At 63.1% G+C, this 16,173-nt stretch carries 16 protein-coding genes and 1 pseudogene; 10 read left to right on the top strand and 7 right to left on the bottom strand.

Annotated elements, in window-relative coordinates:
* Nucleotides 1–153: 153 nt before the first annotated feature.
* Nucleotides 154–1,200 carry a glycosyltransferase family 2 protein gene (locus tag LK440_RS13430; protein WP_005018673.1) on the top strand — a complete coding sequence of 349 codons (1,047 nt, stop codon included), beginning with the start codon at nt 154–156 and terminating at the stop codon, nt 1,198–1,200.
* Nucleotides 1,197–2,786: an ArnT family glycosyltransferase gene (locus LK440_RS13425; RefSeq protein WP_005018676.1), complete on the top strand. Its 1,590-nt coding sequence runs from the start codon at nt 1,197–1,199 to the stop codon at nt 2,784–2,786. The genes LK440_RS13430 and LK440_RS13425 overlap by 4 nt, the downstream gene beginning before the upstream one ends.
* On the opposite strand, the gene LK440_RS13420 is transcribed toward LK440_RS13425, so the two are convergent.
* Nucleotides 2,722–3,129, bottom strand: coding sequence for a GtrA family protein (locus LK440_RS13420; RefSeq protein WP_017685334.1), 408 nt, complete (start codon nt 3,127–3,129; stop codon nt 2,722–2,724). The two genes, LK440_RS13425 and LK440_RS13420, sit on opposite strands and share 65 nt — an antisense overlap.
* A 21-nt stretch (nt 3,130–3,150) precedes the next feature.
* On the opposite strand from LK440_RS13420, the gene LK440_RS13415 reads away from it, so the two are divergent.
* Nucleotides 3,151–4,050 (top strand): ChbG/HpnK family deacetylase, encoded by a 900-nt coding sequence (locus LK440_RS13415; RefSeq protein ID WP_227944731.1) that lies wholly within the window; start codon nt 3,151–3,153, stop codon nt 4,048–4,050.
* Here the strand turns inward: LK440_RS13415 and LK440_RS13410 are convergent.
* Genes LK440_RS13410 through LK440_RS13400 form a run of 3 tightly spaced genes read right to left on the bottom strand, consistent with a single transcriptional unit; the run spans nt 4,040 to nt 6,524 of the window.
* Nucleotides 4,040–4,936, bottom strand: a complete 897-nt coding sequence (locus tag LK440_RS13410) for an alpha/beta hydrolase (RefSeq protein WP_005018681.1) — start codon at nt 4,934–4,936, stop codon at nt 4,040–4,042. The genes LK440_RS13415 and LK440_RS13410 overlap by 11 nt on opposite strands.
* 46 nt (nt 4,937–4,982) lie before the next feature.
* Nucleotides 4,983–5,615: a LysE family translocator gene (locus tag LK440_RS13405; protein ID WP_005020419.1), complete on the bottom strand. Its 633-nt coding sequence runs from the start codon at nt 5,613–5,615 to the stop codon at nt 4,983–4,985.
* Nucleotides 5,616–5,639: 24 nt separating this feature from the next.
* Nucleotides 5,640–6,524, bottom strand: a complete 885-nt coding sequence (locus LK440_RS13400) for a DMT family transporter (RefSeq protein WP_005018686.1) — start codon at nt 6,522–6,524, stop codon at nt 5,640–5,642.
* A 127-nt stretch (nt 6,525–6,651) separates the two neighbouring features.
* Here LK440_RS13400 and LK440_RS13395 point away from each other — a divergent pair, with 127 nt between their 5' ends.
* From LK440_RS13395 to fusA, 5 genes and pseudogenes are all read left to right on the top strand, one after another.
* The gene (locus tag LK440_RS13395; RefSeq protein ID WP_005018689.1) at nt 6,652–8,133 is read left to right on the top strand and encodes an aminotransferase-like domain-containing protein; all 1,482 of its coding nucleotides are present in this window, start codon (nt 6,652–6,654) and stop codon (nt 8,131–8,133) included.
* 72 nt (nt 8,134–8,205) lie between these two features.
* Nucleotides 8,206–8,550 (top strand): TIGR01244 family sulfur transferase, encoded by a 345-nt coding sequence (locus LK440_RS13390; protein WP_005018691.1) that lies wholly within the window; start codon nt 8,206–8,208, stop codon nt 8,548–8,550.
* A gap of 85 nt (nt 8,551–8,635) precedes the next feature.
* Nucleotides 8,636–9,100 carry a universal stress protein gene (locus LK440_RS13385; protein WP_005018693.1) on the top strand — a complete coding sequence of 155 codons (465 nt, stop codon included), beginning with the start codon at nt 8,636–8,638 and terminating at the stop codon, nt 9,098–9,100.
* 157 nt (nt 9,101–9,257) lie between these two features.
* Nucleotides 9,258–10,111 (top strand): annotated as a pseudogene (locus LK440_RS13380) (IS3 family transposase).
* Between the two features lie 152 nt (nt 10,112–10,263).
* Nucleotides 10,264–12,378: an elongation factor G gene (fusA, locus tag LK440_RS13375; RefSeq protein WP_005018697.1), complete on the top strand. Its 2,115-nt coding sequence runs from the start codon at nt 10,264–10,266 to the stop codon at nt 12,376–12,378.
* A 32-nt stretch (nt 12,379–12,410) separates the two neighbouring features.
* Here fusA and LK440_RS13370 read toward each other — a convergent pair whose 3' ends face one another.
* Nucleotides 12,411–13,208 (bottom strand): alpha/beta fold hydrolase, encoded by a 798-nt coding sequence (locus LK440_RS13370; protein WP_005018699.1) that lies wholly within the window; start codon nt 13,206–13,208, stop codon nt 12,411–12,413.
* 211 nt (nt 13,209–13,419) lie between these two features.
* Here LK440_RS13370 and LK440_RS13365 point away from each other — a divergent pair, with 211 nt between their 5' ends.
* Nucleotides 13,420–14,370: an IS481-like element IS481 family transposase gene (locus LK440_RS13365; RefSeq protein ID WP_005013747.1), complete on the top strand. Its 951-nt coding sequence runs from the start codon at nt 13,420–13,422 to the stop codon at nt 14,368–14,370.
* 47 nt (nt 14,371–14,417) lie between these two features.
* Nucleotides 14,418–14,849, top strand: a complete 432-nt coding sequence (locus tag LK440_RS13360) for a YbaK/EbsC family protein (RefSeq protein WP_227944841.1) — start codon at nt 14,418–14,420, stop codon at nt 14,847–14,849.
* A 48-nt stretch (nt 14,850–14,897) separates the two neighbouring features.
* Here the strand turns inward: LK440_RS13360 and ybgF are convergent, their stop codons facing one another.
* Nucleotides 14,898–15,587, bottom strand: coding sequence for a tol-pal system protein YbgF (gene ybgF, locus LK440_RS13355; RefSeq protein WP_005018704.1), 690 nt, complete (start codon nt 15,585–15,587; stop codon nt 14,898–14,900).
* A gap of 87 nt (nt 15,588–15,674) precedes the next feature.
* Nucleotides 15,675–16,169 carry a peptidoglycan-associated lipoprotein Pal gene (gene pal / locus LK440_RS13350; RefSeq protein WP_005018707.1) on the bottom strand — a complete coding sequence of 165 codons (495 nt, stop codon included), beginning with the start codon at nt 16,167–16,169 and terminating at the stop codon, nt 15,675–15,677.
* Nucleotides 16,170–16,173: the final 4 nt, after the last annotated feature.

Here is a 16,173-nt window from a genome sequence, read left to right as displayed (position 1 = left end):
ATAAAAACAGCTGCTTGCGTGGTTTTTTCTGCGTGCTGCCGCAAATGCATGCAACCATGCGTGGATTTTCGCGGGACTGGGCTGATTTGATAAAAATTTGACGGTGCGATTTGCATACTTGCTGCACATTCAACCCTCTTTTGGGTCCGCACCATGCAAGTCGAATTCCGCTCCAAGGCTTTTCCGCTCTCGCGTCAGTCCGCCACCGCCCCACTCGAACTGGCAGGCGAAACCCGTTCCTTCTTTGTCGAGGCTCAGGTCAGCTGCATCGTACCCTGCCTCAACGAAGCGGATAACCTGCGCGTTCTTCTGCCCCTGTTGCGCAGCCGTCTGGATGCACTTTGCTCCGGGTGGGAGATTATCGTGATCGACGATGGCAGCAGCGACGCCACCCCGGACCTCATGGCCGAATGGTCCGCGATCGATGGCTTTCGTTACGTGCAACTGGCGCGCAATTTCGGCAAGGAAGCCGCCATCAGCGCCGGGCTTGAAGCCGCAGATGGCGAGGTGGTGATCTGTCTGGATGCCGACATGCAGCATCCGCCTTCTCTTATCGAAGAGATGCTGCGCCGCTGGCGCGCAGGCGCCGAAATGGTCTATGCGGTGCGCCGCGACCGTAACGACGAAACCTCGTTCAAGCGCTGGGGTTCGCGCTGGTTCTACCGCCTGCTTTCCGGCAGCCGGGTTCAGGTGCCAGCCGGCGCGGGGGATTTCCGCCTGATGGACCGCCGTGTGGTCGAGGCGCTTGTCGCGCTGCCCGAGCGTACCCGTTTCATGAAAGGGCTTTATGCCTGGGTGGGCTTCAGGAGCGAAGCGCTGCCGTATACCCCAGATACCCGTCTGCACGGACGCAGCCATTTCCGGCCCATGCGGCTGTTCGGCCTGGCCCTCGATGGGCTGACGGCCTTCACGACCTGGCCGTTGAGGGCACTCAGTGTCCTCGGGTTGGCGTTTGCGCTGCTGTCGTTGATGTACGGCGCCTATCTGGTCGCGGCCTATCTGATCGTTGGCAACGCGGTATCCGGCTGGACCACCATCATGACCGCTTTGCTGTTTTTCGCCGGCATCAACCTGCTCTCTCTGGGGGTGGTCGGTGAATATGTCGCACGCATCTTCGACGAGGTCAAAGGCAGGCCGTTGTACGTAGCACGTCAGCGACGCGGCCGTGCGCGCGCCACGCGCAAGGCGGGGTCGCGATGAGCACGATTGCTTTTGCTGCGCGCGTGGCGGCACGCCCTCGGGTTTACACCTGGCTGGTCCTGACCGGGGTGGCGCTGTGGCTGATGGGACTGGCCTGGTCGCGTCCGCTGACCCTGCCCGACGAGGGCCGCTATGCCGGTGTGGCCTGGGAGATGCTGCGCAGCCACTCGCCCTTTGTGCCGCTCATGGACGGCATGCCTTACTTTCATAAGCCGCCTCTCTATTACTGGCTGGCTCAGATATCGTTTGCGCTGTTCGGACTCACGGAATGGGCCGCACGTCTTCCCTCGTTGCTCATCGCCTGGGCCAGCGTCGCCGGCATTTACGCCTTCACCCGACGTTATCGGGGCGAGCGCTTCGCACTGGGCGTCGTGGGGGTGCTGTGCACCATGCCGTTTTTCTACGGTGGAGCGCAGTTCGCCAATATGGATATGTCAGTGGCCGGCATGATCACTCTCTGTGTGCTCGCGGGTGCAGACACCATCTTGCGAGTCGCTGGCGGCCTGCCCTGGCGACGGATGTCCCTGGCGACAGCCGTGCTGGCCGCCCTGGCCGTGCTGGCCAAGGGGTTGATCGGTATTGTGCTGCCCGGGGCTATCTTGCTGGGCTGGTTGGTGATGCGGCGCGACGGACGGGGCTTCAAAGCCCTGATCTGGCCGCCGGCACTGGCGGCTTTTGCCGTGGTTGCGCTGCCTTGGTTCGCGTACATGCAGGTGCGCTACCCCGGCTTTTTCCACTATTTCTTCATCTATCAGCATTTCGAGCGCTTCGCGCTATCCGGATTCAACAACGTCCAGCCTTTCTGGTTTTATCCGCCGGTGCTGGCTGGACTGACGCTGCCATGGTCCTTGTGGATGGGAGGGGCCTTGCGTCGCAGTTTCTGGGGAGCGGAAGACAGCGACGGGCTGCGTCGCCTGATGCTGATATGGCTGGTCGTCGCGGTGGGTTTTTTCTCGCTGCCCAGCTCCAAACTGATCGGCTATATCCTGCCTGCCGTCCCCGCGCTGGCGTTTCTCGTGACCGAGACGGTGATGCCCGCGTGGAACCGGGGCATGTACCGCAGGGTCTGGGCGTCGCTGGCGGTCGCAGCGGTGCTGTGCTTGGCGGGCATACTCGTGGCGACCTTCAATCCGCGTGGCGGCAGCGGTCCGCTGGGCGAGCAAGTCCGAGCCGAAGCGCAGCCCTACGACACCATGGTGGCTTTGCACCACTTTCCCTTCGACTTGGGAATCTACACGGCCTCGACCGAGCCGGTGTGGGTCGTCGACGACTGGTCCAACCCCGAAATTCCGACTCGGGACAACTGGCGCAAGGAGCTCTTTGACGCGGCGATGTTCGAGCCTGCGATCGGGCAGCGTGTGCTGGTCTCCAACGCCACCTTCAATGAACGCGTGTGCGCGGCACCCAATGGTGCACGTTTCTGGGTTTGGGGCCAGCCCGCCGATGGCGACAACTATGCCGCCATACGCGGACAGTCGCCCCGCTTTGTCGATGGCCGCCGGCAGGTCTGGTTGCTGGATGTCAGCGACGCGGTGCGTCAGAGGGTGTGTGGCGGAACGCCCACAGGCGGCTCGCCACAAAAGTGAGCACGGCCAGGCCGATCAGAATCAACGCGAGCAGCACGTCGTAGGGCAGCCGGGTGGTGTGCAGCAACCAGACGTAGGCCGCCTCGTTGACCGCGAAGCCGGCCGCTGACACAAGGAAGAAACGCCGCGCGGCTAGGATCCAAGAGAGCGTCAGATGACGAAAAGTCAGTTGGTAGTGACCCGTGAAGGACACGACGAAGGCAACCAGCCAGCCCACCACATTGGCCCAGGCCGGAGCCAGGTCGGCGTATTCGACAAAGCCTACGGCGACCAGCCAGTGGGTGGCAGCGGCCGCGCACCCCACAACGATGAACAAGGCAATTTGACGCAACAGTGTGGGCATGCGGAAGGCAAAGATAGGGGTATGGCAATGAAAACATCGGCTCAGGGGCGGCGTGTCGCCGTCTGCGGCGACGATTTTGGCATGGATGCGTGCATCGACCACGCAATTTTTCAATTGCTGGATGCCGGCATCCTGAGCGCAGTCAGCTGCATGTCGGGCGGAGCGAGCTTTGCGCGCCACGTTGCGCAACTGAAGGCCAGCGACACCGACATCGGGCTGCACTTGAACCTGTCTGAACCATTGTCGGCAGCGGACAGGGACATGTTGCCGCTGTGTGCCTTGTTGGTGCGCGCCTACGCGGGACGCCTGGATCCGCAGAGGATCAGCCAGGCCATCGAGCGTCAGCTCGACGCCTTCGAGGATGAGATGGGGCAGGCCCCCCACTATATCGACGGGCATCAGCATGTGCATCAACTCCCCGGGGTGCGCGGCCCTCTGCTGCAGGCCCTGCAGCGGCGCTATCCGGGTCAGCGCCCCTGGCTGCGTCTGACGCAGCCAGGGGCGCTGCAGGGACTGCCATGGGCTGCCGTGGCCAAGGCGCATGTCATTGCCGGCCTGGGCGGGCATGCGCTGGCAGGGCAACTGTGCCAGCAAGGCTGGCCGGCCAATGGCCGCTTCTTCGGGGCCTACGGCTTTACGGGCGGCAAGCGCCACTATGCAACGCTGCTGCATCACTGGCTTGCCAATGCGCTCGATGGGGATCTGATCATGTGCCATCCGGCGCTGCCCGGCCCTGTCGAGCACGGCCAGCAGCGGGTGGCGGAGTTCGAGGTCTTGGCCAGCGCCGAGCTGCGCGAGTGGCTGGTCGGCAACGGGTTGTCCGTGACGAGGCTGAGTCAGATGATTCCGGTCAATGCCTCCCAGCGCAGCGCCCGGCGGCTGGCCTGGGATGAGGCCGACCGGCCCGTGATCAGCCGCTGAGAGGCTGGTCCGCGAGGCGCCGGGCGTGCCCGGCACCCCGCACGAAGTCCGCCACGGCCCGGTTGTACCGGATACCAGACCGTACACCGCCCGAATGGGGCCCGCCTTCTATCTTCACCAGGCGCCTGAGGGGCGGTGGGACGTTGACGGCGGCGGCATAGAGCTCGTCGCTCATGTGGTCGGGCACGACGCGGTCGGCCGTGTCATGCAACAGTAGCAGGGGCGTGGATAAACGGGCCAATTTGCCCAGCGAGTCGAAGGGTTGAGTCACCAGCCATGAGGCGCCGGGCACAGTACCCCATTTGTACTGGGTCATCATCGCCGCAATACTCGTGAAGCTGGACTCGACGATCAGGCCGGCAATCTCGGGTTGGGACGGCTGTGACACCAGGTCGATGGCGATGGCGCCGCCCAGGCTATGCCCATAGACGAAGCGGCGCGCCGGATCGGGTTGGCGGCGAGCCAGTTCTCTGAGCGCGACTTGGGCATCTTGCAACGCCGAGCGCTCTGAGGGCAGGCGGGGGCTGGACGCACCGAAGCCCCGGTAGTCGATGGCCAGCACCGAATACCCCAACTTGGTCCAGGCTTCCATGCGAAAGGCGCTGCCGTTCAGATTCCAGCGCGCGCCATGCAGATACAGTACGGCTGGTGCGTTCGGCAAGGGGCTGGGCCAATACCACGCCCTGATGGCTTCCCCGCCAGCCAGCGGAAGATCGAAGACATCGGTGCCGGCCGGCGGCTCGCGCCACCAGTGTTGTTGTTCCGCCTGTGGGGCGAAAATCGCCTGGCGCTGCCAACTGTCCAGTTCGGAGCAGCCAACGGCGCCGACGGCGATCAGCGCGGCCGAGGCGGCCAGGCGGCGGGAGGTTCGGGAAAAAACGGCCATGGTGCAAGATCAGACCTCCCGGGGATGATCCGGTTCCCCATCACGTCTACCGGGCTGCCAAGTCCAGGGCAATGGGGTAGAGCGAGGCCACCAGCAGTAACGCCATGCTCAGGTTGAAGATGCGTACCGCACCCGGGCGATGCAGGATGCGCCGCAGCGCCATGCCGAAAGACACCCAGATGGAGATACTGGGCAGATTGACCAGCCCGCAGACCACGGCCGCGACCCAGAGATTGCCAAGGAAACCCTGCTGTGGCGTATAGGTGGCCACGACGCCCACCGTCATGACCCAGGCCTTGGGGTTGACCCATTGGAACAGCGCGGCTTGAACGAAGGTCAGCGGGCGGGCGCGCTGGGTGCCATCTTCAAGGGGGCCGGAGCAGGCGATCTTCCAGGCCAGGTACAGCAGATAGAGGGCGCCGCCGTACTTGAGGGCCGAATAGAGCCAGGGAAACTGATTGAAAAGCGCGCCCAGGCCCAGCCCCACCAGCAGAATCATGAAGGAGAATCCGATGGTCACTCCCAGCATGTGCGGAATGCTGCGGCGAAAACCGAATGTCAGCCCCGATGAGGCCAGCATGACGTTGTTGGGCCCGGGGGGGATGGACGATACCAGCGCGAACAAGGCCAGAGGGCCGAGCAGCGACAGCGACAGGATGGGCAGAGAGTCGATGGACATGAGGGCAGCCGAGGGGAGAAGAGGTTAGCGTGTGCGGACGAGGCTACGGCGACCACCCGCGATGACCAGCACCACCGCCAGGGCAAAGATATAGGTATCGGGGGGGACCTGTTCCTGAAAGAGCAGCGCGGCGGCCAGAACGGTCAAAAAGGGTTGCAGCAATTGGAGTTGGCCTACCCGGGCGATCCCGCCCACCGCCAAGCCCCGATACCAGGCAAAAAACCCCAGAAACATGGAGAAAAAAGCCAGATAGCCGAAGGCCCACAGCGCATGGGCGCCAGGCATGGCGGCATGAGCCGCCAGCCACCAGACCGGGCCGGCGAGAAAGGGGGCGCTGATGACCAGCGCCCAGCAGATCGTGCGCCAGCCACCCAATGTGCGTGATGCTCTTGCGCCTTCGGCATAGCCCAGGCCGCCCAGCACCACGGCCACCAGCAGCCAGAAATCACCAGGCTGCAGGGCGCCATGGCCCTGGCTCAGGATAAAACCCATCACCAGCAGCGCCCCTACCAAGGCCCAAGCCCAGAAAGCGGGTGAGGGACGCTCTGCGCTGCGCCAGCAGGCAAACAGGGCCGTCGATAACGGCAGCAAGCCATTGACCACCTCGCCGTGGGACGACGGCACGCTGGCCATGGCCAGCGTCGAGGTCAGCGGCCAGCCCACCACGATCCCCGCGGCAGCCAGCACGATGCCGCTGAACTCCGAGCGGGTAGGCAGGCGGCTGCGCGTCGCCAGCAGGAGAACGGCTGCGGGCAGCGCCGCGACCAGCGCCCGGCCTAGCCCCACGAGCAAGGGCGGCATCTCCGCCACAGCCAGGCGTGTCATGGGCAGCGTCAGGGAGAACACGAGGACGCCAAGCAGACCGAAAGCATAGCCTTCGAGGTTGGGAGGGGAGTGGGTTCTGGACATGGCGGGCCGTGAAGTCGGGGGCAGGACTTGCCTGTAGCGGGTAAGCCTGTCACTCTACGCACAGTAAGCGGTACAGTACCGGTACACTTTTGCAGTTCACTCTTATCACTGGCCTGGTAGATCTCCCATGACAGTTGCATCCGACGCGGCGGCGTCGTCCTCATTGCCCGCCGACTGGCAACCGGTGCGCGAAAGCGACGCGACCCTGGTCACCCAATTGGCCGACGATCTTGCGCGGCGTATTGACGAACAAGGCATGCGCCCCGGTACCCGCCTGCCTTCCATACGCAGCATGGCGCAACAGGCGGGCGTAAGCCGTTTTACCGTCGTCGAAGCCTATGACCGGCTCGTGGCCCGGGGGGTGGTGCAGTCGCGTCGGGGCGTCGGGTTTTTCGTACGTGCCCGCAACACGGGCGCTCTGTCGCCCGAGGTATCGCCTGCACCCGGGCTGGCGGTTCCGGCCCGGGTGGATGTCACCTGGTTGCTGCGCAGTATGTTTCGCGATACCACCCCCGGCTCGCCGGGCGGGGCGGGCCTGCTGCCGGCCGATTGGCTGGATCCCGAGATGGTGGCCGGCGCCATACGCGCGGTAGGGCGCTCGGCGCGGGCCAATCTGGTCTCCTATGGTCGGCAACAGGGCTTCCTGCCCTTGCGGCAGCAGATTGCCTCCATGCTCCAGGGCGAAGGGGTGCCCGCTCATCCGGAGCATCATCTCCTGACCACCAATGGCGTGACGCACGGGCTGGATCTCATCGCACGCCACCTCGTCAAACCGGGTGACACCGTTCTGGTGGAAGACTCTGCCTGGTTCGTCTTTTTTGGTCGCCTGGCCGCCTTTGGGGCCCGGGTCATCGGTGTGCCGCGCGGCCCGGATGGTCCGGATCTGGCGATGCTGGAGTTATTGGCGGCAGAGCACAAACCCAAGCTGTTCATCATCAATGCCGCCGTACACAATCCCACCGGTCACATGCTGTCGGCCGGGGCGGCCTATGGTGTTCTGCGTCTGGCGGAACGGCACGATTTCATGGTGGTCGAGGACGATACCTATGGCGAACTGCATCCCGGCGGGGCCGTGCGCCTGGCTGCGCTGGACCGCTTGAACCGGGTCATCCTCGTGGGCGGGTTTTCCAAGATGCTGGCCGCCAGCCTCAGGGTCGGCTACGTGGCGGCTCATGCGGAAATACTGCAGCCGCTGGCGGACCTGAAAATGCTCGCCGGCCTGACCACTCCCGAGCTTGGCGAGCGAGTCGTGCATCGCATCCTGGTCGACGGGCAATATCGCCGGCACCTGGATAGGGTTCGCGTCAGGGTGGATCAGGCCCGACGCGACTGTCTGCGCCGCCTGCAAGTCTTGGGTTTTGCCGTACCGCATGAACCGGGCGCCGGCATGTTTGTGTGGGCCGATTGCGGACGCGACTCCGAGGCGCTGGCCCGTCAGGCTGCCGACCGGGGCATGCTGCTGGCACCCGGCACGCTGTTTTCGCCGTCGCAGCAGCCGTCGACCATGCTGCGTTTTTCGGTGGCCATGATCGACGCTCCCGAGGCGTGGCGTATTTTGTCTGATCTCATGGCAGAGCCCGGAAACCGGCCCGGGGCCACTATACTTTGAGCATCATTCCCGCTCTGCGCGGGTCTGGCCGCGACGCGGCGCGCGCAGGGCTTTACCCCAAGGACTTCCCTCATGAGTGTGCCGATTCGTCCCCTGACCGAGAGTTTCGCCGTGGCGCCCCAGCTCGGCCCCGATGACATGGCTGGCGTGGCCGAGGCCGGCTACAAAAGCGTGATCATCAATCGCCCCGATTTCGAAGGCGGCCCGGATCAACCGCAGGCGGCCGACGTAGCAAAGGCTGCTGCCGCAGCGGGTCTGGCCGTGGAGTATCAGCCCGTGGTTGGCAGCGCCATGACGGCCGCCGATGTGGCCCGTTTCGCCGAATTGTTGAACACACTGCCGGCGCCCGTGCTGGCCTATTGCCGTACCGGCACGCGTTGCACCAACCTTTTCGTCGCCGCACAGCAGCTGGCTTGAGGGTCATCAATCCAGCGGGCATATTCCTGCGTGCTGCCTGGGTTTTCCGGTAGCATGTTGATTCCTACTAGAAGGAGCAGGCAGCATGTTTAAAAAGATCCTGATTCCCACCGACGGTTCCCCTCTCTCTGCACAGGCAGCCAATGCCGGTATTACCTTCGCGCGCTCGATCGGTGCCGAAGTCGTGGCCTTGCACGTGACGCAGCCGTTTGCGGCAACCATCGGGTTTGACGGCATGGCTGCGGCCTATGCCATTACCGACGAAGACTACGAGAAGGCCGCCGCCGAACAGGCCGAGCAGTATCTCAAGCAGATCATCGATCGGGCGCATACCGCCGGCGTGACGGTGGAGTCTCGCGCGGTTTCCAACTTCAACGTCGCTGATGGCGTGGTGCAGGCCGCCACCGATACCGGTTGCGACCTCATCTTCATCGGCAGCCATGGCCGCAGCGGCCTGTCGCGCCTGTTGCTGGGCAGCGTGACGGCCAAAGTGCTGTCGTTGGCCGCAACGGCGGTGCTGGTCTATCGCGTCAAGGAAGAAAAGAAGTAAGGCGCGGTTTTCCTTTTTTGGGCAAAACCCCGCGCACCGCTTAGGCGGTGCGCGGGGTTTTGTTCTTTTGGCGGGCGCGTGTGCCGGGCCAATGACCTGACCTGCTCCCCGTGATTAGTACGAAATCGATGTAGAGTCCGTTCCCAAAGGAATGGCAATGAAGAAACGATTTACGGAAGAGCAAATCATCGGCGTGCTCAAGGAAGCCGATGCAGGTGCCAAGCCCGCAGAGTTGTGCCGCAAGCACGGAATCTCCGAGGCAACGTACTACAACTGGAAGGCGAAGTTCGGTGGCATGACGGTGTCGGACGCTCAGAGGCTCAAGGAGCTGGAGCAGGAGAACAACAAGCTCAAGAAGCTGTTGGCCGAGTCGATGCTGGACAAGGCGGCGCTTCAGGATCTGCTAAGCCGAAAGTAGTCAGCCCGCAGGCCAAACGCGAGGCGGTCAGGACATTAATGACCGAGCGCGTGGTTCGCCCAGCGGCAATCGCGCCGAATCAGAGTTGGTCAATGGACTTTGTGGCCGACGGCCTAGCCTATGGCCGCCGATTCCGCTGTTTGACTATCGTCGATGACTACACTCGCGAATGCCTGGCCATCGAGGTCGATACGTCGTTGCCGGGACTGCGTGTTGCCATGGTGCTGCAACGGCTGGCGGAGATGCGTGGCCTGCCGCGATCTATTACCGTGGACAACGGGCCAGAGTTCGCCGGAAGAGCCTTGGACGCCTGGGCCTACCAAGCAGGCGTAAAGCTGTCGTTTATTCGGCCGGGTAAGCCGGTGGAGAACGCTTATATCGAAAGTTTCAACGGCAAGTTCCGCGACGAATGCCTTAACGAGCACTGGTTCTTGTCCCTGCGACAGGTTAAAAGCTTGATCGAAAACTGGCGAGTCGAGTACAACACCGATCGGCCTCACAGCGCGCTCGGATATTTAACGCCGGCGCAATTCGTGCAGGCTCGTCAGAAAGAAGGTCTTTTACCCCTGGGCTCTATGTCGGTGCCGTACTAAATCTGGGGGCAGGTCAGACCCACTCGAGGACGAGGTCAAATACTGCGCCGCCTGGCGCTGCGTACTATGCTAGTTGGTCTGGAGATTCTCCAGGACACGATGATTTTCCTGTTGTGCCTTCCATGATCCAACGCCTTGAGTAAGGGGCCACCATGACTCGCAGGACGCCAATCGAGCTTTATCGGAACATAGGCATCAGCGCTCACATCGACGCTGGCAAGACCACGACAACCGAACGCATCCTCTTTTACACCGGTATTACCCACAAGCTGGGCGAGGTGCACGAGGGCGCGGCGGTCATGGACTGGATGGAGCAGGAACAGGAACGCGGCATCACCATCACCTCGGCCGCTACCACGGCCTTCTGGCGCGGGATGGCAGGCAACTATCCCGAGCATCGTATCAACATCATCGATACGCCCGGGCACGTGGACTTCACCATCGAGGTCGAGCGTTCCATGCGCGTGCTGGATGGCGCCTGCATGGTGTATGACTCGGTCGGCGGTGTGCAGCCTCAGTCCGAAACCGTCTGGCGGCAGGCCAACAAGTACCGGGTGCCGCGTATTGCCTTCGTCAATAAGATGGACCGCGTGGGCGCGGATTTTCTGCGAGTGCAGCGGCAGATCGTCGAACGGCTCAAAGGTGACGCCGTGCCGGTGCAGTTGCCGCTGGGCGCCGAGGATCATTTCCGCGGCGTGATCGATCTGGTCAAAATGAAATGCATCCTTTGGGACGATTCCAGCCAGGGGGTGCGTTTCGAGTACGCCGATATCCCGGCTGACATGCTGGCCGAGGCGCTGCGCTGGCGTGACAAACTCATCGAGAAGGCCGCCGAAGCCAACGAAGTGCTGCTGGAAAAGTACCTCTCCGGCGAGACTCTGACCGAAGCGGAGATCAAGGCCGGCCTGCGTCAACGTACTGTGGCCAACGAAATCGTGCCCATGCTCTGTGGCAGCGCGTTCAAGAACAAGGGCGTGCAGGCGATGCTGGATGCCGTCATTGATTATCTGCCCTCGCCGCTGGACGTGCCCGCGATCAAGGGTCATGACGAGCGCGATCACGAGATAGAGCGCCATCCTTCGGATAAGGATCCGTTCTCCGCGCTGGCTTTCAAAATCATGACCGACCCGTTTGTCGGGCAGCTAGTGTTCTTTCGCGCCTACTCCGGTGTCGTCAAATCCGGCGACTCGGTGTTCAACCCGCTCAAGAGCAAGAAAGAGCGCCTCGGGCGCATCCTCCAGATGCACGCCAATGAGCGTAAAGAGATCAGCGAAGTCTATGCCGGCGACATCGCCGCTGCCGTGGGCCTGAAGGATGTGACCACCGGCGACACTCTGACTGACCCGGGGCATGTGATCGCGCTCGAACGCATGATCTTGCCCGAGCCGGTCATCTCGCAGGCCGTTGAACCCAAAACCAAGGCCGACCAGGAAAAAATGAGCCTCGCGCTCAACCGGCTCGCTCAGGAAGATCCTTCGTTCCGAGTGCGCACCGATGAGGAGTCCGGGCAGACCATCATCTCGGGCATGGGCGAGCTGCACCTCGAGATTCTGGTCGATCGCATGCGCCGCGAGTTCGGCGTCGAGGCCACAGTTGGCAAGCCGCAAGTCGCCTACCGCGAAACCGTGCGCAAAAAGGTCGAAGGGGTGGAAGGGAAGTTCGTCAAACAGTCCGGCGGGCGGGGCCAGTATGGCCATGCGGTCATTTCGGTCGAGCCGCAACCTGCCGGCAAGGGGTTTGAATTTGTCGATGCGATCAAAGGTGGGGTCATCCCGCGCGAATTCATCCCGGCGGTCGAGCGCGGCATTGTCGATACCCTGAACACGGGGGTGCTGGCCGGCTATCCGGTGGTGGATGTCAAGGTCACGCTCACCTTCGGTTCCTACCATGATGTGGATTCCAACGAGAACGCCTTCCGCATGGCTGGCTCGATGGCGTTCAAGGAAGGCATGCGTCGCGCCGACCCGGTGCTGCTCGAACCCATGATGCAGGTCGAGGTCGAAACGCCGGAAGACTTCACCGGCAATGTAATGGGAGATCTGTCTTCCCGTCGTGGCATGGTGCAAGGCATGGAAGACATTGCAGGCGGAGGTGGCAAACTCGTGCGTGCGGAAGTCCCCTTGGCCGAAATGTTTGGCTACTCCACCTCATTGCGCTCGTTGACACAAGGGCGCGCGACGTACTCCATGGAGTTCAAACATTATGCCGAGGCGCCGCGCCAAGTGGCCGAGCAGGTCATCGCCGCGCGCGCCGGCGGGCGCGGCTAAGACGCTGGGCAGTACCTGCCGCGCGCCGTGGCTCAGGCCAGGAAGTCCACAATGGCCTGATTAAAGGCGCGCGGGTTGCCGAGATTCATGCCATGCGAGGAGCCCGCGATCGCGATGCGCTGCGCCTGTGGCAGAAGCGTTTGCAGACGATCCAGCATGGCCGGATAGGGCGGGGGGCTCAGTGCCCCGCCGATAAGCAGCACGGGCATGGACAGGGCGGCGACATCGCCCACTGGCACCGTGGGTTCGCGGGCCTGGCCAAGCACGGTTTTGGCATTGTCCCGCACCATATCCTTGAACCACGGCACCATGCGGCGCCACGTATCCGGGCCCGTCACCGTGTCGATAAAAAGCGCCAGGCCGGCGTCGGGGTCACCGGCCTGGATCAGCGTCAGGGCACGCTGACGGAAGTCGCCGCGCTCATCTTCGCCGGGTCGTGTCATGCCGGGGTCGGCCAGCACCAGGCTGCGCACGCGGGCGGGGGCGTGCAACGCCGCCTCCACCGCAATGCGGCCCCCACGCGAATGGCCAACGAGGTGGGCAGACCCACCTGCCAGGGCATCGATGAAGGCCAGGACATCCGCGGTGTGCTGGGTGATGGAAAACCCCTCGCCGCTGCCGTCCCAGTCCTCGGGCCAGTAGTGGCGCAAGGATAGCGAGAAGACATGAAAGTGGCGTGCCAGGGAGGTGAGTTGCGGCTTCCAGTAACGGCAGTCGCATAGCGAGCCATGCACCAGCACCAGCGGATCGCCTTGGCCGGCTTCGGCGTACGTCAGGGGATAGCCGTCCAGGTCGACGGTCTTCAGATCGAGTTCAGGTTCGGAACGCATAACGGGGAAATGGGCGCAGTCGCGCCAGATTGTAGTGTGCAGGCGCGTTGTTGCCGACTGATACACTGATCACTTCCTCTTCCGGAGTGCCTTCATGCTTGCCACTGCCCTAGCTGTGAAGATTCAATAGGTTGTATGCATGGTTCATCCGAACCGGATTTGAGAAACTGGAAATCGCCAACCCCCCAGTTCACTCAAGGAGCCCGGCCGGATGAACACCCATAAGCATGCCCGATTGACCTTCCTACGTCGCCTCGAAATGGTCCAGCAATTGATCGCCCATCAAGTTTGTGTGCCTGAAGCGGCCCGCGCCTATGGGGTCACCGCGCCGACTGTGCGCAAATGGCTGGGCCGCTTTCTGGCTCAGGGCCAGGCGGGCTTGGCCGATGCGTCCTCGCGCCCGACGGTCTCGCCCCGAGCGATTGCGCCGGCCAAGGCGCTGGCTATCGTGGAGCTGCGCCGCAAGCGGCTGACCCAAGCGCGCATCGCCCAGGCGCTGGGCGTGTCAGCCAGCACCGTCAGCCGCGTCCTGGCCCGCGCCGGTCTGTCGCACCTGGCCGACCTGGAGCCGGCCGAGCCGGTGGTGCGCTACGAGCATCAGGCCCCCGGCGATCTGCTGCACATCGACATCAAGAAGCTGGGACGTATCCAGCGCCCTGGCCACCGGGTCACGGGCAACCGACGCGATACCGTTGAGGGGGCCGGCTGGGACTTCGTCTTCGTGGCCATCGATGACCACGCCCGCGTGGCCTTCACCGACATCCACCCCGACGAGCGCTTCCCCAGCGCCGTCCAGTTCCTCAAGGACGCAGTGGCCTACTACCAGCGCCTGGGCGTGACCATCCAGCGCTTGCTCACCGACAATGGCTCGGCCTTTCGCAGCCGCGCCTTCGCCGCGCTGTGCCATGAGCTGGGCATCAAGCACCGCTTTACCCGACCTTACCGCCCACAGACCAATGGCAAGGCCGAACGCTTCATCCAGTCGGCCTTGCGTGAGTGGGCTTACGCTCACACCTACCAGAACTCCCAACACCGAGCCGATGCCATGAAATCCTGGCTACACCACTACAACTGGCATCGACCCCACCAAGGCATCGGGCGCGCTGTACCCATCTCCAGACTCAACCTGGACGAATACAACCTATTGACAGTTCACACCTAGCCGAGCTGCCGGATTCGGCCCGCCGCGTTGCCTTGCTGCTGCAATCCATGGGGCACGACAAGCCCGTGGTAATGCTGCCGGCCAGTGGCAAGACATCCGCCCAGGCTGCAGCCGGTCTGGGGTGCGAGGTGGCGCAGATCGCCAAATCCATCATCTTCCGTCGTCTGTCCGATGATGCACCCGTACTGGTGGTGGCCAGCGGCATCAACCGCGTCGACGAGGCCAAGGTCGCGGCGCTTGTCGGCCCCTTGGGCAAAGCCGATGCCCGCTTCGTGCGCGCCACCAGCGGCTACGCCATTGGTGGCGTTTGCCCCATCGGGCACAGCACCCCGCCCGTGATGCTGCTCGACAGCGATCTGTTTCGTTACGACAGCCTGTGGGCGGCCGCCGGGCATCCCAATGCGGTCTTCAATCTGACACCGGCGCAGTTGGCGGCCATGACCGGCGCGGAGAGAGCCGACGTCGCGCTGCGCACCTGAAAAGCAAACGGCGGCCAGCCGGCCGCCGCTATGCCACGCGCTGCTATCTCAGAGTAACTGCAGGCGGCTCTTGGCGGTGTTGGCCGCCGGCGAGTTCGGGTAGTCACGGACAATGCGCTGCAGCGTCGTCTTGGCGCCCGCGCGGTTGTTCAATTCGATCTGGCTGCCGGCAATGACCAGCAGCGCATCCGGTGCGCGTGCATTGTCAGGCGATTTCTGCAGCAGGCTGCTCAACTGCTCGATGGCGCCTTTGTAATCGCGCGAGGCATAACGCGCGCTACCCAGATAGAACTGCGCGGTCGGTGCCAGTTGGCTGTTGGGATAGAGGGCGGTAAAAGCGGCCAGCGATTCGGCTGCCTCTTTGTACTGACCCTTGCGATACAAATCGGTCGCGCCGTCGAAAGCGGTTTGTTCCTGCGGATCGCCGACTTCCACGCCTTGGGGATTGCCGGGATGTTGCTGGCCTTGCGTCTGACTGCTGCTGGGCTGCTGGCGCGACACCAATTCAAGCTGGTCGCGCAATTGAGCGATTTCTTGTTGCAGCGATTGGAGCTGATCCGCCAGTTGCAGGCGGGCGCGTGAATTCTGTTCGTTCTGTTGCTGCAATTGCTGCCGCAGCTCCAGGATGGCACGTCGGGCCTCATCGTCGGAAAAAGCGTGGGCAGGCGCAGCCAGGGTGGCTAGGGCCAGGCTGGCAGCCAGTGTCAGGCTACGCAGGGAGAGAACTCGATCGCGCATAGAAATTCCAGATCTCTTAAAGCAAAAACGCCGGGACGGTCGGCAGACCGTCCCGACGCATGTGGGGCACTTGATTCCCGCTAAAACTTAGCGCTGATAAACGATATCGGCGCGGCGGTTTTCAGCGTAATCAGCTTCAGTCGTACCGAGAGCCTTGGGCTTTTCTTTGCCGAAGGAAATCGTTTCGATCTGTGCATCAGCGACGCCCAGCAGGGTCATCATACGACGAACGGCATCAGCACGACGCTGGCCCAGGGCCAGGTTGTACTCGGCGCCGCCGCGTGCATCGGTGTTGCCTTCGATCTTGATGTGCTGTTGCGGGTGCGAGGCCAGGTAACGGGCATGGGTTTCGACCAGGCCGCGGTACTGATCCGACACGCCGTAGCTGTCGAAATCAAAGTACACCGAGCGCTGTTGCGCCAGGATGCTTTGAGGGTTGAAGGGATCCAGGATTTGACCGGTGGTCGAACCCTGGGTGCCACCACCTTGACCGGCTTTATCGTCGAGAGGGACGGAGCTGCAAGCGGCCAGAGTGGCAGCCAGGGCAGCAATGGTTAGGCTTTTGGCAATGCGCGACTTCATGATA

The organism is Bordetella holmesii, assembly GCF_020735985.1.
GTDB lineage: Bacteria > Pseudomonadota > Gammaproteobacteria > Burkholderiales > Burkholderiaceae_B > Bordetella > Bordetella holmesii.
Note: the sequence above shows the minus strand (reverse complement) of the source record. Positions and strands in the feature narration are given on the sequence as shown.

Coding starts and splice junctions, on each gene's coding strand:
- LK440_RS13360 (WP_227944841.1), top strand. CDS start 14,418: ATGGGGCACGACAAGCCCGTGGTAATGCTGCCGGCCAGTGGCAAGACA.
- fusA (WP_005018697.1), top strand. CDS start 10,264: ATGACTCGCAGGACGCCAATCGAGCTTTATCGGAACATAGGCATCAGC.
- ybgF (WP_005018704.1), bottom strand. CDS start 15,587: ATGCGCGATCGAGTTCTCTCCCTGCGTAGCCTGACACTGGCTGCCAGC.
- LK440_RS13430 (WP_005018673.1), top strand. CDS start 154: ATGCAAGTCGAATTCCGCTCCAAGGCTTTTCCGCTCTCGCGTCAGTCC.
- LK440_RS13405 (WP_005020419.1), bottom strand. CDS start 5,615: ATGTCCATCGACTCTCTGCCCATCCTGTCGCTGTCGCTGCTCGGCCCT.
- LK440_RS13410 (WP_005018681.1), bottom strand. CDS start 4,936: ATGGCCGTTTTTTCCCGAACCTCCCGCCGCCTGGCCGCCTCGGCCGCG.
- LK440_RS13385 (WP_005018693.1), top strand. CDS start 8,636: ATGTTTAAAAAGATCCTGATTCCCACCGACGGTTCCCCTCTCTCTGCA.
- LK440_RS13370 (WP_005018699.1), bottom strand. CDS start 13,208: ATGCGTTCCGAACCTGAACTCGATCTGAAGACCGTCGACCTGGACGGC.
- LK440_RS13390 (WP_005018691.1), top strand. CDS start 8,206: ATGAGTGTGCCGATTCGTCCCCTGACCGAGAGTTTCGCCGTGGCGCCC.
- LK440_RS13415 (WP_227944731.1), top strand. CDS start 3,151: ATGGCAATGAAAACATCGGCTCAGGGGCGGCGTGTCGCCGTCTGCGGC.
- LK440_RS13420 (WP_017685334.1), bottom strand. CDS start 3,129: ATGCCCACACTGTTGCGTCAAATTGCCTTGTTCATCGTTGTGGGGTGC.
- LK440_RS13400 (WP_005018686.1), bottom strand. CDS start 6,524: ATGTCCAGAACCCACTCCCCTCCCAACCTCGAAGGCTATGCTTTCGGT.
- pal (WP_005018707.1), bottom strand. CDS start 16,169: ATGAAGTCGCGCATTGCCAAAAGCCTAACCATTGCTGCCCTGGCTGCC.
- LK440_RS13395 (WP_005018689.1), top strand. CDS start 6,652: ATGACAGTTGCATCCGACGCGGCGGCGTCGTCCTCATTGCCCGCCGAC.
- LK440_RS13365 (WP_005013747.1), top strand. CDS start 13,420: ATGAACACCCATAAGCATGCCCGATTGACCTTCCTACGTCGCCTCGAA.
- LK440_RS13425 (WP_005018676.1), top strand. CDS start 1,197: ATGAGCACGATTGCTTTTGCTGCGCGCGTGGCGGCACGCCCTCGGGTT.